This window comes from Kitasatospora sp. NPDC057500 (assembly GCF_042802195.1).
GTDB lineage: Bacteria > Actinomycetota > Actinomycetes > Streptomycetales > Streptomycetaceae > Kitasatospora.
Window position 1 is genome coordinate 25,578 of sequence record NZ_JBHVER010000057.1, and the last position, 14,610, is coordinate 40,187.

Annotated in this window: 10 protein-coding genes; all 10 read left to right on the top strand. The window is 73.1% G+C overall.

Translation table 11 applies throughout. The features are described 5' to 3' along the window. Nucleotides 1-30: 30 nt before the first annotated feature. The 10 genes from ACFU74_RS15160 (at nt 31) to cimA (ending at nt 14,560) form a co-directional block, all read left to right on the top strand. A complete protein-coding gene (locus ACFU74_RS15160; protein WP_380756528.1) occupies nt 31-1,884 on the top strand; it encodes an acetolactate synthase large subunit in 1,854 nt (617 codons plus the stop codon). Between the two features lie 35 nt (nt 1,885-1,919). Further along, a complete protein-coding gene (ilvN, locus tag ACFU74_RS15165) occupies nt 1,920-2,444 on the top strand; it encodes an acetolactate synthase small subunit (protein ID WP_030302941.1) in 525 nt (174 codons plus the stop codon). 112 nt (nt 2,445-2,556) lie between these two features. Then, nucleotides 2,557-3,555 carry a ketol-acid reductoisomerase gene (ilvC, locus tag ACFU74_RS15170; RefSeq protein WP_380756530.1) on the top strand — a complete coding sequence of 333 codons (999 nt, stop codon included), beginning with the start codon at nt 2,557-2,559 and terminating at the stop codon, nt 3,553-3,555. 241 nt (nt 3,556-3,796) lie between these two features. Next, nucleotides 3,797-5,380, top strand: a complete 1,584-nt coding sequence (gene serA / locus ACFU74_RS15175; protein ID WP_380756532.1) for a phosphoglycerate dehydrogenase — start codon at nt 3,797-3,799, stop codon at nt 5,378-5,380. A 310-nt stretch (nt 5,381-5,690) separates the two neighbouring features. After that, complete coding sequence (locus ACFU74_RS15180) at nt 5,691-5,852, top strand: hypothetical protein (RefSeq protein WP_380756534.1); 162 nt, start codon at nt 5,691-5,693, stop codon at nt 5,850-5,852. Between the two features lie 241 nt (nt 5,853-6,093). Then, on the top strand, nt 6,094-9,477 hold the full coding sequence (locus ACFU74_RS15185) for a S8 family serine peptidase (RefSeq protein ID WP_380756536.1): 3,384 nt from the start codon (nt 6,094-6,096) through the stop codon (nt 9,475-9,477). Nucleotides 9,478-9,591: 114 nt separating this feature from the next. Next, complete coding sequence (locus ACFU74_RS15190; RefSeq protein ID WP_380756538.1) at nt 9,592-10,158, top strand: Uma2 family endonuclease; 567 nt, start codon at nt 9,592-9,594, stop codon at nt 10,156-10,158. 75 nt (nt 10,159-10,233) lie between these two features. Further along, a complete protein-coding gene (locus tag ACFU74_RS15195; RefSeq protein ID WP_380756540.1) occupies nt 10,234-11,271 on the top strand; it encodes a 3-isopropylmalate dehydrogenase in 1,038 nt (345 codons plus the stop codon). Nucleotides 11,272-11,491: 220 nt separating this feature from the next. Beyond that, nucleotides 11,492-12,604 (top strand): branched-chain amino acid aminotransferase, encoded by a 1,113-nt coding sequence (locus ACFU74_RS15200; protein WP_380756542.1) that lies wholly within the window; start codon nt 11,492-11,494, stop codon nt 12,602-12,604. 345 nt (nt 12,605-12,949) lie between these two features. Further along, a complete protein-coding gene (cimA, locus tag ACFU74_RS15205; protein ID WP_380756544.1) occupies nt 12,950-14,560 on the top strand; it encodes a citramalate synthase in 1,611 nt (536 codons plus the stop codon). Nucleotides 14,561-14,610: the final 50 nt, after the last annotated feature.

The window sequence follows — 14,610 nt, forward strand, 5'->3', positions numbered from 1 at the left end:
GGCCGGCCAGAACCGAGAAGAGACAGGCAGATGACTGAGCACGCCGCAGCCCCCCGCCGCGGGGACACCCCGGCCGCCCACGCTCCCGCTCCCCAGCACGTCGTCGAGACCATGACCGGAGCCCAGTCGCTCATCCGCTCGCTGGAGGCCGTCGGGGCGGACACCGTCTTCGGCATCCCCGGCGGGGCCATCCTTCCCGCGTACGACCCGCTGATGGACTCCACGAAGGTGCGCCACATCCTCGTCCGCCACGAGCAGGGCGCCGGCCACGCCGCCACCGGCTACGCGCAGGCCACCGGCCGGGTCGGCGTCTGCATGGCGACCTCCGGCCCGGGCGCGACCAACCTGGTCACCCCGATCGCCGACGCCTACATGGACTCGGTGCCGATCGTCGCGATCACCGGTCAGGTCGCCTCCCAGGCGATCGGCACGGACGCCTTCCAGGAGGCGGACATCTGCGGCATCACCATGCCGATCACCAAGCACAACTACCTGGTCACCGACCCGGCCGAGATCCCCCGGGTGATCGCCGAGGCGTTCCACATCGCCGCCACCGGCCGCCCCGGCCCGGTCCTGGTCGACATCGCCAAGGACGCCCTCCAGGCCACCACCACCTTCCGCTGGCCGGCCGAGACCTCGCTGCCCGGCTACCGCCCGGTGACCAAGCCGCACGCCAAGCAGATCCGCGAGGCCGCGAAGATGCTGGTCACCGCCAAGCGCCCGGTGCTGTACGTCGGCGGCGGCGTCATCAAGGCCGGCGCCACGGCCGAACTGCGGATCCTCGCCGAGCTGACCGGCGCCCCGGTGGTCACCACCCTGATGGCGCTCGGCGCCTTCCCGGACAGCCACCCGCAGCACCTGGGCATGCCCGGCATGCACGGCACCGTCCCGGCGGTGACCGCGCTGCAGAAGGCGGACCTGCTCTTCACCCTCGGCGCCCGCTTCGACGACCGGGTCACCGGCAAGCTGGACAGCTTCGCGCCCTACGCCAAGGTCGTCCACGCCGACATCGACCCGGCCGAGATCGGCAAGAACCGCCCGGCCGACGTGCCGATCGTCGGCGACGCCCGCGAGGTGCTGGCCGACCTCATCGTCGCGGTCCAGGCCGAGTTCGACGCCGGCCACAAGGGCGACTACGGCGACTGGTGGGAGCGGATCGACGAGTGGAAGCAGACCTACCCGCTGGGCTACGAGCCCCCGGCGGGCGGCCAGCTCTCCCCGCAGCAGGTGATCGAGCGGATCGGCCGGCTGGTCGGCCCGGACGCCATCTACGCGGCGGGCGTCGGCCAGCACCAGATGTGGAGCTCGCAGTTCATCCAGTTCGAGAAGCCGGGCACCTGGCTCAACTCCGGCGGCGCCGGGACCATGGGCTACGCCGTGCCGGCCGCGATGGGCGCCAAGGCGGGCCGCCCGGAGACCGCGGTCTGGGCGATCGACGGCGACGGCTGCTTCCAGATGACCAACCAGGAGCTGGTCACCTGCGCCCTGAACGGCATCCCGATCAAGGTCGCGGTCATCAACAACGGTTCGCTGGGCATGGTCCGGCAGTGGCAGACGCTGTTCTACAACCAGCGCTACTCCAACACCGTGCTGCACTCCGGCCCCGGCCACGACGGCATCGAGCCGCCCGCCCAGGGCACCCGGATCCCCGACTTCGTGCTGCTCGCCGAGGCGATGGGCTGCGTCGGCCTGCGCTGCGAGCGCCCCGAGGACCTCGACGCGGTGATCAAGCAGGCGATGGAGATCGACGACCGCCCGGTGGTCATCGACTTCATCGTCCACCAGGACGCCATGGTCTGGCCGATGGTCGCGGCCGGCACCAGCAACGACGAGATCCAGTTCGCCCGCGGGGTGCGCCCCGACTTCGGCGACGACCTCGACTGAGCCCCTTCCGGAACGACCAAGGGAACCCACGACCCATGTCCAAGCACACCCTGTCCGTCCTGGTCGAGAACAAGCCCGGCGTGCTCGCCCGGATCGCCGCGCTGTTCTCCCGTCGGGGCTTCAACATCGACTCCCTCGCCGTCGGGCCCACCGAGCATCCGGACGTGTCCCGGATGACCATCGTGGTCAACGTCGAGGACCTCCCGCTGGAACAGGTCACCAAGCAGCTCAACAAGCTCGTCAACGTGATAAAGATCGTCGAACTCGACCAGTCCGCTGCGATCCAGCGGGAACTGGTCCTGGTGAAGGTCCGCGCCGACAACGAGACCCGGTCGCAGATCGTCGAGATCGTCCAGCTGTTCCGCGCCAAGACGGTGGACGTGTCCCCGGACGCGGTGACCATCGAGGCCACCGGCAGCTCGGACAAGCTGGAGGCCATGCTCCGGATGCTGGAGCCCTACGGCATCAAGGAGTTGGTCCAGTCCGGCCTGGTCGCCATCGGACGCGGCGCCCGTTCGATCACGGACCGCTCGCTGCGCGCCCTGGACCGCAGCGCCTGAGCGCCGCCGTCCGTCTCACCCCCTGAAGCACCGCCCCACCCCGTGACCGGGTCCGCATACGGTAGGAACCGACGCAGACCCAGGCAAACCACTCGCAAGGAGATGTGCCCCCGTGGCCGAGCTGTTCTACGAAGACGACGCCGACCTGTCCATCATCCAGGGCCGCAAGGTCGCGGTCATCGGCTACGGCAGCCAGGGCCACGCCCACGCGCTGTCCCTGCGCGACTCGGGTGCGGACGTCCGGGTCGGCCTGAAGCCGGAGTCCAAGTCCCGCCAGAAGGCCGAGGAGGCCGGCCTGCGCGTGGTCACCCCCGCCGAGGCCGCGGCCGAGGCCGACGTCATCATGATCCTGGTCCCGGACCCGATCCAGGCCGACGTCTACGAGGCGGACATCGCCCCGAACCTGAAGGCCGGCGACGCCCTGTTCTTCGGCCACGGCCTGAACATCCGCTACGGCTTCATCAAGCCGCCGGCCGACGTCGACGTCTGCATGGTCGCCCCGAAGGGCCCGGGCCACCTGGTCCGCCGCCAGTACGAGGAGGGTCGCGGCGTCCCGGCGATCGTCGCCGTCGAGCAGGACGCCTCCGGCAAGGCCTTCGACCTGGCGCTGTCCTACGCCAAGGGCCTGGGCGCCACCAAGGCCGGCGTCATCAAGACCACCTTCACCGAGGAGACCGAGACCGACCTGTTCGGCGAGCAGGCCGTCCTCTGCGGTGGCACCGCCGCCCTGGTGAAGGCCGGTTTCGAGACCCTGGTCGAGGCCGGCTACCAGCCGGAGATCGCCTACTTCGAGTGCCTGCACGAGCTGAAGCTCATCGTCGACCTGATGTACGAGGGCGGCCTGGAGAAGATGCGCTGGTCGGTCTCCGAGACCGCCGAGTGGGGCGACTACGTCACCGGCCCGCGGATCATCACCGACGCCACCAAGGCCGAGATGAAGAAGGTCCTCGCCGAGATCCAGGACGGCACCTTCGCCAACACCTGGATCGCCGAGTACAAGGCGGGTCTGCCCAAGTACAACGAGTACAAGAAGGCCGACGAGGACCACCTGCTGGAGACCACCGGCAAGAAGCTGCGCAAGCTGATGAGCTGGGTCAAGGAAGAGGCCTGAGCGACACCCGGGGCGTGCTGAGCCGAACCCTCTCGATTTTGTAACGCCCTTGTACAACTAGGCTGCTCCCGTCCGGGTGATTTCGCCGGACGGGAGCAGCCGGGTACCCAGCCCGTCGATACACTTCCGAGTGCGCGTCAGGCCCACAGCGTCGTGCGTCTACCTACGCGGCATGCCACCTTCCCCCGCCCTCCACGCGACCTTCGTGCCCGGGGGAACCGGACAGTTAAGGACCACTGTCGTGAGCAAATCCGTAGTTCTGATCGCCGAAGAGCTCTCGCCCGCCACGGTCGACGCCCTTGGCCCCGACTTCGAGATCCGCCACTGCAACGGCGCGGACCGCACCGAACTGCTGACCGCGATCGCGGACGTCGACGCCGTCCTGATCCGCTCCGCCACCAAGGTCGACGCCGAGGCACTGGCCGCCGCCCGCAAGCTCAAGGTCGTCGCCCGGGCCGGCGTCGGCCTCGACAACGTGGACGTCTCCGCCGCCACCAAGGCCGGCGTCATGGTCGTGAACGCCCCGACCTCCAACATCGTCACCGCCGCCGAGCTCGCCTGCGGCCTGCTGATCTCGGTCGCCCGCAACATCGCGCCGGCCAACGCCGCGCTCAAGGGCGGCGAGTGGAAGCGCAACAAGTACACCGGCGTGGAGCTGAGCGAGAAGGTCCTCGGCGTCGTCGGCCTCGGCCGGATCGGCGTGCTGGTCGCCCAGCGGATGTCCGCGTTCGGCATGAAGATCGTCGCGTACGACCCCTACATCCAGGCCGCCCGCGCCGCGCAGATGGGCGTCAAGCTGGTCTCGCTGGAGGAGCTGCTGGAGGTCTCGGACTTCATCACCGTCCACCTCCCGAAGACCCCGGAGACCATCGGCCTGATCGGCGACGAGGCGCTGCACAAGGTCAAGCCGACCGTCCGGATCGTCAACGCCGCGCGTGGCGGCATCGTCGACGAGGAGGCGCTGCTCAGCGCCCTGCGCGACGGCCGGGTGGCCGGCGCCGGCCTGGACGTGTACGCCAAGGAGCCGTGCACCGACTCGCCGCTGTTCGCGCTCGACAACGTGGTGGCCACCCCGCACCTGGGCGCCTCGACCGACGAGGCCCAGGAGAAGGCCGGCATCGCCGTCGCCCGCTCGGTGCGCCTGGCGCTGGCCGGCGAGCTGGTGCCGGACGCGGTCAACGTCCAGGGCGGCGTGATCGCCGAGGACGTCCGCCCGGGCCTGCCGCTGGCCGAGAAGCTCGGCCGGATCTTCACCGCGCTGGCCGGCGAGGTGGCCGTCCGGCTCGACGTCGAGGTGCGCGGCGAGATCACCCAGCACGACGTCAAGGTGCTCGAACTGTCCGCGCTCAAGGGCGTGTTCGAGGACGTCGTGGCGGAGACGGTGTCCTACGTCAACGCCCCGCTGTTCGCCCAGGAGCGCGGCGTCGAGGTGCGGCTGACCACCTCCAGCGAGAGCCCCGAGCACCGCAACGTCATCACCGTGCGCGGCACCCTCGCCAACGGCGAGGAGATCGCCATCTCCGGCACGCTGGCCGGCCCCAAGCAGATCCAGAAGATCGTCGGCGTGGACGCCTTCGACGTGGACGTGGCGCTCACCGACCACATGGCCTTCTTCAAGTACGAGGACCGTCCCGGCGTGGTCGGCGTCCTCGGCCGCCACCTCGGTGACGCCGGCATCAACATCGCCGGCATGCAGGTCGCGCGCGACGGCAGCGGCGCGCTGGCCTCCCTCACCGTGGACAGCGAGATCCCGCAGGAGGTCCTGTCGGCCATCGCCGCCGAGATCGGCGCCCGCTTCGCCCGCTCGGTCGACCTGGGCGCCTGAGCCCCGCGGCACCCCCGCACCGCCTCCCACCAGGGCCCGGACCACCGCACGCGCGGCGGTCCGGGCCCTGGTGCGTTCCTCCGGGTGAGGCGCGTCTCAGATAGTAGGAAATCCAAGTATTCGTGCAGACACCGCAGGGCCGGGGCCGTACGGTGGTGGAAGCCGTACGGTGCGCCGCCCCTGTAGCCAGGGAGTTCGGCCCGTGCGCGCGTGTACGCCCGATGGGCAGGTGACCCCCGCCCGGTGTACCCCCCTCCTCCCCACCGCCGCGTCCGTCCCCACGGCGCGTACCGAACCAAGGAGCCCCGGTATGCCCCCGACCGCCGACCGCCACGCCTCTTCCGCCCCCGCCGCCCCGCAGACCCGCGTCCCGCGCCGCCGCCGGGCCGCCGAGCGGAACCCCTTCGCCGCCGCCGCGCTCCAGCGCGCGCTGGACCGCCGCGACAACGGCGGAGCCACCGGCCACCACTGACCCCCTGCGGCTCTCCTGCGGGCGACGGCACCGCAGTGGCGTTCATCCGCCGAATGGGCCGAACGGGCTGACGGAGTGTCACTCCAAGGGGTGCAACTTGCCACCGTTCGGGGGAGGTTGCTCGCCCCGACCGGCGCGATATTCCTAATTTGGGGCCCCCGGAAGGGTGATCGACGGCCGCACGGGCGGGCGTCAGCGGCACCGCGTGCGGATCATTCCCCCGGCCGGGGGAGAGGACCCCATGCGTCGCCCCACCCTCCGCCGACCGCTCACCCGGCTCGGCCTCGCCCTCGCCCTACTGGCCGGACCCGCGCTGCTCACCGGCGCCGCCCCGGCCGTCGACGACCCGCCCGCGGCCCCCGCCGCCCGGGCCGCCGACCCGCCCGTCCCCGTCCTGCTGGAACTCGCCACCGAGCCCGTCGTCCCCGTCTGGCAGCGGGCCGGTGACGAGGCCCGGCGGCAGCGGCGCTCCCCGGAGGCCGTTCGCCGGGAGGCCGCCCAGGCCGGCGCCGCCCAGCGGGACCGCGCCTCCGCCGCGCTGGACCGGCTCGCCGGGGCCGTGCACGGCGCCGTGCCCGCCGCCCGGGAGCTCTACCGCACCCGCACCCTGGTCACCGGCCTCGCGGTGAGCGCGCCGGCCGGCCGGCTGCCCGCGCTGCGCACCCTGCCCGGGGTCGCGGCCGTGCACCCGATCGTCCGCAAGCGGCGCGACAACGCCCACTCGGTGCCGGTCACCGGCGCGCCCGCGGTCTGGGCGGGCGGCTCCTCCGACGGCGGGGCCGCCGGCACCACCGGGCAGGGCGTGCGGATCGGCGTCGCCGACAGCGGCATCGACTACACCCATGCCGACTTCGGCGGCCCCGGCACCGAGGAGGCGTTCCGCTCCGTCGACGGCGCGCTGCCCGCACCCGCTGCGCTCTTCCCCAACGCCAAGGTGATCGGCGGCCGCGACCTGGTCGGCGACGACTACCAGCCCGACCCGGGCGCCCCGCACTACCAGCCCGACCCGCGCCCCGACGACAACCCGATCGACTGCGACCGCAACGGCCACGGCACCCACGTCGCCGGCACCGCCGCCGGCCTCGGCGTCACCGCCGACGGCCGGCCCTACCGGGGCCCCTACCGGCCCGGCCTCGACCCGGCCGGCTTCAGGGTCGGCCCCGGCGCCGCGCCCGGCGCCCAGCTGTACGCGATCCGGGTCTTCGGCTGCGACGGCTCCACCGACCAGCTCGGCCACGCCCTCGACCTGGCCGCCGACCCCGACGGCGACGGCGACCCGAGCGACCGCCTGGACGTGCTCAACCTCTCGCTCGGCAGCCGCTTCGGCTCCACCGACGACGCCGACTCCCTCGCCGTCGACCGGCTGGCCGCCCTCGGCACCGTGGTGGTCGCCGCCGCGGGCAACGAGGGCGACGTCTACGGCATCGGCGGCAGCCCCGGCACCGCCGCCCGGGCCGTCGCGGTCGCCGCCTCCGTCGACCCGCACGGCGACGCCGACGGGATCACCGTGCTGGAACCGGCCGCCCTCGCCGGCGTCCTCCCGGCCCACTGGAGCGCCCGCTACCGGGACTGGTCCACCGCCGACGTGAGCGGCGAACTCGCCCTGCCCGCCGACCAGCAGGACGGCTGCGCGGCGTTCTCCGAGGCCGACCGGCAGCGGCTCGCCGGACGGATCGCGGTGCTCGCCTGGAGCACCCGGGAGTCCGAGCGCGCCTGCGGCTCCGGCCCGCGCGCCGACCACGTCGCCGACGCGGGCGCGATCGGCGCCCTGCTGGCCGCCGACGACGACCACCTCGCCGAGATCTCCGGCAACGACCGGGTGCCGCTCGCCCTGCTCGGCCGCGCCGACGGCGAACGGCTGCGCGCGGGCGCCGCCGCCGGTCCGGTCCGGGTCCGCCTCGCCGCGCCCGGCAACCCGCTGCACGGCGCCGCCGCCCAGGACCAGCCGCAGCGGCTCGACACCCTCACCGACTTCACCTCGCGCGGCATCGGCGTGCCCGGCGTCGTCAAGCCGGACCTCGCCGCCCCCGGCGAGACCGTCTGGTCCGCCCTGGTCGGCAGCGGCACCGGCGGCCAGCGCGAGGACGGCACCTCGATGGCCACCCCGCACGTCGCCGGGCTGGCCGCGCTGGTCCGCGCCGCCCACCCCGGCTGGACCGTCGAGCAGGTCAAGGCCGCGCTGATGAACACCGCCGGGGACACCTGGCTCGGCGACGGCGGCACCGGCCCGGTCTACGGGCCCGAGCGCACCGGCGCCGGCCGGGCCGCCGTGGACCGCGCCGTGCGCACCCCGGCCGTCGCCTACGCGGCGGGGGAGGGCGCGGTCGAGGGCGCCGTCGGCGTCTCCTTCGGCCCGCTCGCGGTCACCGGGCCGCTCGCCCTGGTCCGCGAGGTCGAGGTGCGCAACCTCTCCGCCGCCCCGGTCGCCTACCGCACCGGCTACGCGGCCGCCACCGACGCGCCCGGTGCCCGCTTCGAGCTCGCGCCCGACCGGGTCGAGGTCCCGCCCGGCGGCGCCGCCCGGGTGCGGGTCACCCTGCGGGTTCCCGGGGCGCTCGACCGCGCCCCCGACCCGACGACCGCCACCGTCCAGGCCGGCCGGGCCCGCAGCTACCGCGCCGAGCTCTCCGGCCGACTGCTGCTCACCCCGGACGACCCGGCCGCCCCCGCACTGCGGGTGCCGCTGTTCGCCGCCCCGCGGGCCGCCTCCGAGCTGGCCGCCACCGACCCGGTCCGCACCACCCGCACCGGCGCGCTGTCCGTCCTCACCGGCACCGACGCCCCCGGCGGCGGGCCCGGCCTGGTCAGCGCCCTCGCGCTCGGCGGGGAGGGCGCCCGCTGGCCCGACTGCCCGCCGGACAGCGGGGCGGCGGTCGGCCCCGGCGCGGGCATCGTCCCGGAGGGGAGCACCGAGGAGGCCGAGCACCAGGCGGACCTCTGCGTCGAGCGCCCCGGCGACCGGGCCGCCAACCTGCGCGCCGTCGGTGCCGCCACCGACGCGCCCGCCGTCACCGGCGACCCGCTCGCCGAGGGCCGGCTCTACCTGGGCGCCCGGGTCTGGGCGCCGACCGCCACCCCGGTCGGGGTGTTCGCCGTCCGGGCCGCCCTGGACACCGACGGGGACGGCGCCACGGACGTGATCGTCAAGGCCGACCGGCTGCGCGGCAGCGACGTCCTGGTGGCCCGCGCCCTGGACGCCCGCACCGGCACCGAACTGGACGTCCAGCCGCTGAACGCCCGCTGGGGCGACACCGACACCGCCCTGCTGGACTCCGACACGGTGGTCCTGCCGGTGCGGCTGTCCGCCCTGCCGGGGATCGGCCCCGGCCACAGCGCCGTCCGCTACGCCCTGTGGACCGGCCTCACCGGCTCCGGCACGCCCGACCCGGCCGAGGCCTTCTCCGCGATCGGCCTGCACGGCACCCGGCCCGCCCTCCAGGTGGACGTCCTGCACCCCGCCCTCGACATCCGCACCGGCCCCGGCGGTCCCGCCGCCGTCGTCGCCCCCGTCCACCCCGCCACCGTCCTCGACATCCACCGCACCCCCGGCGACCGCTCCCGGCTGCTCCTCCTCCACCACCTCAACCCGGAGGCCCGCCGCAGCCAGGTGCTGCACCTGCCGTAGTGCCTGCCGAGGGGCGTGCGCCGGTCTGCGCACGCCCCTCGAAAGATGAAGTCCCGGGGGGATCGGTCCGAGTAGCCTGAGAACAGCCACGAGGATGCCCGTATGGGAGGAACCATGAGCGTCGCGCCGTACCCCGACTGGCTTCGGCCCCCGGTCGATGGCTACACCGCCGAGGACCTCGACCGGCTGCAGGATCTCCCGCCGCACACCGAGTTGCTCGACGGGAGCCTGATCTTCGTGAGCCCGCAGACCCTCTTCCACATGCGCACACTCCGTACGTTGGAACGAGCCCTGGAAGCGGCCGTACCGGACGGGTGGCAGGTGTGGCGGGAGATGACGATCCGGCTGAATTCGCGGAATCGGCCCGAGCCGGATCTCACCGTCGTGAACGAGAACGCGGACACCGGCCCCGAGGGGACCTACTGCGACGCGCAGGACGTCCTGCTCGCCGTCGAGATCGTGTCCACCGAGTCCCGGGAGCGCGATCGAGAGGTCAAGCCGCGCAAGTACGCCGCCGCCGGCATCGCGCACTTCTGGCGGGTGGAGAGCGACGAAGAGGGGCACGCCATCGTCCACACCTATGAGCTGGACCCGGCGACCCGTCTCTACGGGCTGACCGGCATCCACCACAAGCAGCTGAAGACCGACCGCCCCTTCCCGGTCGACATCGATCTGACCTGAGGCTTCCGGGCGGTCGGTTGTCCGAATGGCGGACGCGGGATGTCAGGCTCTGGGACACCGGAGTAGCCTCCGAGCATGTCTCGCACGATTCGTCTCGCAGTCGTCCCCGGTGACGGAATCGGCCAGGAAGTGGTGGCCGAGGGTCTCAAGGTTCTGGGGGCGGTGCTTCCCGCCGATGTGAAGCTGGAGACCACCGAGTTCGACCTCGGGGCCCGGCGCTACCACCGCACCGGTGAGACGCTCCCGGACAGCGTCCTGGCGGAGCTCAAGGCCCACGACGCGATCCTGCTCGGCGCCATCGGCGACCCGAGCGTGCCGTCCGGCGTGCTGGAGCGCGGGCTGCTGCTCAAGCTGCGGTTCGCCTTCGACCACCACATCAACCTCCGTCCGGGGCGGCTCTTCCCCGGGGTGAAGTCCCCGCTGGCCGGTGACCCGCAGATCGACTTCGTGGTCGTCCGCGAGGGCACCGAGGGCCCGTACGTCGGCAACGGCGGCACGCTGCGCACCGGGACCGAGCACGAGGTGGCCACCGAGGTCAGCCTCAACACCGCGTACGGCATCGAGCGCGTGGTGCGCGACGCCTACCGCCGGGCCCAGGCGCGTCCGCGCAAGAAGCTCACCCTGGTGCACAAGAACAACGTGCTGGTGCACGCCGGCCACCTGTGGACCCGGATCTTCGAGCAGGTCGGCCGGGAGTTCCCCGAGGTCACCACCGACTACCTGCACGTCGATGCGGCGACCATCTTCTTCGTCACCCAGCCCGAGCGGTTCGACGTCATCGTGACCGACAACCTGTTCGGCGACATCCTGACCGACCTGGCCGCCGCCGTCACCGGCGGGATCGGCCTGGCCGCCAGCGGCAACATCAACCCGAGCGGCGCCTTCCCGTCGATGTTCGAGCCCGTGCACGGCTCGGCGCCGGACATCGCCGGCCAGGGCAAGGCCGACCCGACCGCCACCGTGCTGTCGGTCGCCATGCTGCTCGACCACCTCGGGTTCCCCGCCGAGGCCGCCCGGATCGAGGACGCGGTCGCCGCGGACCTCACCGAGCGCACCGGGACCCGCACCACCGCCCAGGTCGGCGACGCGCTCGCCGCCCGAGTATCCGCCTAGGAGGCCGGAACCCGACAGACGGTGTTCCGGCCCCCACCGGGCCGGACCCCATAACGGCAGCTTGCGGATCTCCAAGGAGTCCGCGGCTGTTCGGCACGGCCCTCTGGATGCGAGTATCGACAGTGGGCCGTGCCGTCGTGCGCCCGTTCTGCCCGGAAAGGGCGGAACGTCCACCCGGCGGAGCGGCCCGGACCAACCCCACGGTGAAGGACACACAGCCATGAGCACGCCCACCCAGGCGCCCATCACGTTCGACCTCAAGCCCTCCGCCCACCCGCTTCCCCAGGCGGAGCGCGAGGCCCGGCTGGCCAACCCGGGCTTCGGTCGCGTGTTCACCGACCACATGGTCACCATCCGCTGGACCGAGGGCGTGGGCTGGCACGACGCCCAGCTGGCGCCCTACGCGCCGATCGAGATGGACCCGGCCAACATGACCCTCCACTACGGCCAGGCGATCTTCGAGGGCCTCAAGGCCTACCGCCAGGCCGACGGCTCGATCGCGACCTTCCGCCCGGAGGCCAACGCCGCCCGCTTCCAGGCCTCCGCCCGCCGCCTGGCCATGCCCGAGCTGCCGGTCGAGACCTTCGTCGAGGCCGTCGAGCTGCTCGTCCAGCAGGAGCAGGCCTGGGTCCCGGACGAGCCGGAGCAGAGCCTCTACCTGCGCCCGTTCATGTTCGCCACCGAGGTCGGCCTGGGTGTCCGCCCCGCCAACTCCTACCTCTTCATGATCATCGCCTCGCCGGCCGGCGCCTACTTCCCCGGCGGCGTCAAGCCGGTCTCGGTCTGGCTCTCCGAGGACTACGTCCGCGCCGCGCCTGGCGGCACCGGTGCCGCCAAGTGCGCCGGCAACTACGCCGCCTCCCTGGTCGCCCAGGCCGAGGCCGCCGCCAAGGGCTGCGACCAGGTGGTCTGGCTCGACGCCGCCGAGCACCGGTGGATCGAGGAGATGGGCGGCATGAACCTCTACTTCGTCTTCGGCGAGGGGGAGAACGCCCGGATCGTCACCCCCGAGCTCTCCGGCGCCCTGCTGCCCGGCATCACCCGCGACTCGCTGCTCCAGCTCGCCACCGACCTCGGCCACCCCGTCGAGGAGCGCCGCATCTCCACCGACGAGTGGAGGCAGGGCAACGCCGACGGCACCCTCACCGAGGTCTTCGCCTGCGGCACCGCCGCCGTCATCACCCCGGTCGGCTCGGTGAAGTCCAAGGGCGGCGACTGGACCGTCGGCGCCGGCGAGCCCGGCCCGGTCACCATGGAGCTGCGCCGCGCCCTGCTCGCCATCCAGGGCGGCCAGGCCCCCGACACCCACGGCTGGCTGCACCGGATCGTCTGACCCCGCCGCCCCGGCCCGCCCGTCCCGGATCGCGAGACGGGCGGGCCGCGGCACGGACGATGTGCCTACACTGCGAGCGTGTCCTCGCTGTCGCTGATTATTAGCAGCAGGCGCGCCGGTCCGCAGTGACCGCCACCGCACCACCGATGCGGGGCGACCACCAGCGTCCAGACCCGCGCGCAGACCTCTCGCACCCGCGAGGGGTCTTTTTGTTTCCCCCGGACCGGCCGAGGGCCCCCACAAGGAGCCCAGGGACACCGGGCGCGCGCGGGATGCTGGACAGTGGAGCCGGATTCAGAACCGGCAGAGCAGTAACCGACCTCCCGGAACGGAGAACCCAGGGTCATGACCCAGGCGACCAACCTCCCCGACGACGCCTTCCACGTCTTCGACACCACCCTGCGCGACGGCGCCCAGCGCGAGGGCATCAACCTCACGGTGGCCGACAAGCTGGCCATCGCCCGGCACCTGGACGAGTTCGGCGTCGGCTTCATCGAGGGCGGCTGGCCCGGTGCGAACCCCAGGGACACCGAGTTCTTCGCCCGCGCCGCCGAGGAGCTGGACCTCCGGCACGCCCGGCTGGTCGCCTTCGGCGCCACCCGCCGGGCCGGCGGCAGCGCCGCGGACGACCCGCAGCTGGCCGCGCTGGTGGCCTCCGGCGCGCCCGTGGTCACCCTGGTCGCCAAGTCCCACGACCGGCACGTCGAGCTGGCGCTGCGCACCACCCTCGACGAGAACCTGGAGATGATCCGCGACAGCGTCTCCCACCTGCGCGCCCAGGGCCGCCGGGTCTTCATCGACTGCGAGCACTTCTTCGACGGCTACAAGGCCAACCGGGAGTACGCGGTCTCCGTGGTCCGCGCCGCCCACGAGGCCGGCGCCGACGTGGTGGTGCTCTGCGACACCAACGGCGGGATGCTGCCCTCCGGCGTGCGCGAGATCGTCGCCGACGTCCTGGCCGCGACCGGCGCCCGGCTCGGCATCCACGCCCAGGACGACACCGGCTGCGCCGTCGCCAACACCCTGGCCGCGGTCGACGCCGGCGCCACCCACGTCCAGTGCACCGCCAACGGCTACGGCGAGCGGGTCGGCAACGCCAACCTCTTCCCGGTGGTCGGCGCCCTGGAGCTCAAGTACGACCGCCGGGTGCTGCCGCCCGGCAGCCTCGCCGAGATGACCCGGATCTCGCACGCGATCGCCGAGCTGGTCAACCTCACCCCCTCCACCCACCAGCCCTACGTCGGCTTCTCCGCCTTCGCCCACAAGGCCGGTCTGCACGCCTCGGCGATCAAGGTCGACCCGGACCTCTACCAGCACATCGACCCGGCGACGGTCGGCAACACCATGCGGATGCTGGTCTCCGACATGGCCGGCCGCGCCTCCGTCGAACTCAAGGGCAAGGAACTCGGCTACGACCTCTCGGCCGACCGCGACCTCGCCGGCCGGGTGGTCGCCAAGGTCAAGGAGCAGGAGAGCCTCGGCTACACCTACGAGTCCGCCGACGCCTCCTTCGAGCTGCTGCTGCGCGACGAGGTGCGCGGGCGCCGCGAGCGCTTCTTCGCCCTGGAGTCGTGGCGGACCATCAGCGAGCAGGGCCCGGGCGGCACCACCGGCAACGAGGCCACGGTCAAGCTCTGGGCCAAGGGCGAGCGGATGATCGCCACCGGCGAGGGCAACGGCCCGGTCGACGCGCTGGACCGCGCGCTGCGCACCGCGCTGGAGCGGATCTACCCGCAGCTGGCCGAGCTGGAGCTGGTGGACTACAAGGTCCGCATCCTGGAGGGCCAGCACGGCACCGGCTCCAAGACCCGGGTGCTGATCGACACCGCCGACGGCACCGCGACCTGGTCCACCGTCGGGGTGGCCGACAACGTGGTGGCCGCCTCCTGGCTGGCGCTGGAGGACGCCTACACCCACGGCCTGCTGCGGGCCGGCCTGGAGCCGGACGCCGCGTAGCGGTCGGCGGGGGCAGGACGGCGCGGCCCGTGGACCGGTGGGTCCGCGGG

Coding starts and splice junctions, on each gene's coding strand:
- ACFU74_RS15160 (WP_380756528.1), top strand. CDS start 31: ATGACTGAGCACGCCGCAGCCCCCCGCCGCGGGGACACCCCGGCCGCC.
- ilvN (WP_030302941.1), top strand. CDS start 1,920: ATGTCCAAGCACACCCTGTCCGTCCTGGTCGAGAACAAGCCCGGCGTG.
- ACFU74_RS15180 (WP_380756534.1), top strand. CDS start 5,691: ATGCCCCCGACCGCCGACCGCCACGCCTCTTCCGCCCCCGCCGCCCCG.
- ACFU74_RS15185 (WP_380756536.1), top strand. CDS start 6,094: ATGCGTCGCCCCACCCTCCGCCGACCGCTCACCCGGCTCGGCCTCGCC.
- ACFU74_RS15190 (WP_380756538.1), top strand. CDS start 9,592: ATGAGCGTCGCGCCGTACCCCGACTGGCTTCGGCCCCCGGTCGATGGC.
- ACFU74_RS15195 (WP_380756540.1), top strand. CDS start 10,234: ATGTCTCGCACGATTCGTCTCGCAGTCGTCCCCGGTGACGGAATCGGC.
- ACFU74_RS15200 (WP_380756542.1), top strand. CDS start 11,492: ATGAGCACGCCCACCCAGGCGCCCATCACGTTCGACCTCAAGCCCTCC.
- cimA (WP_380756544.1), top strand. CDS start 12,950: ATGACCCAGGCGACCAACCTCCCCGACGACGCCTTCCACGTCTTCGAC.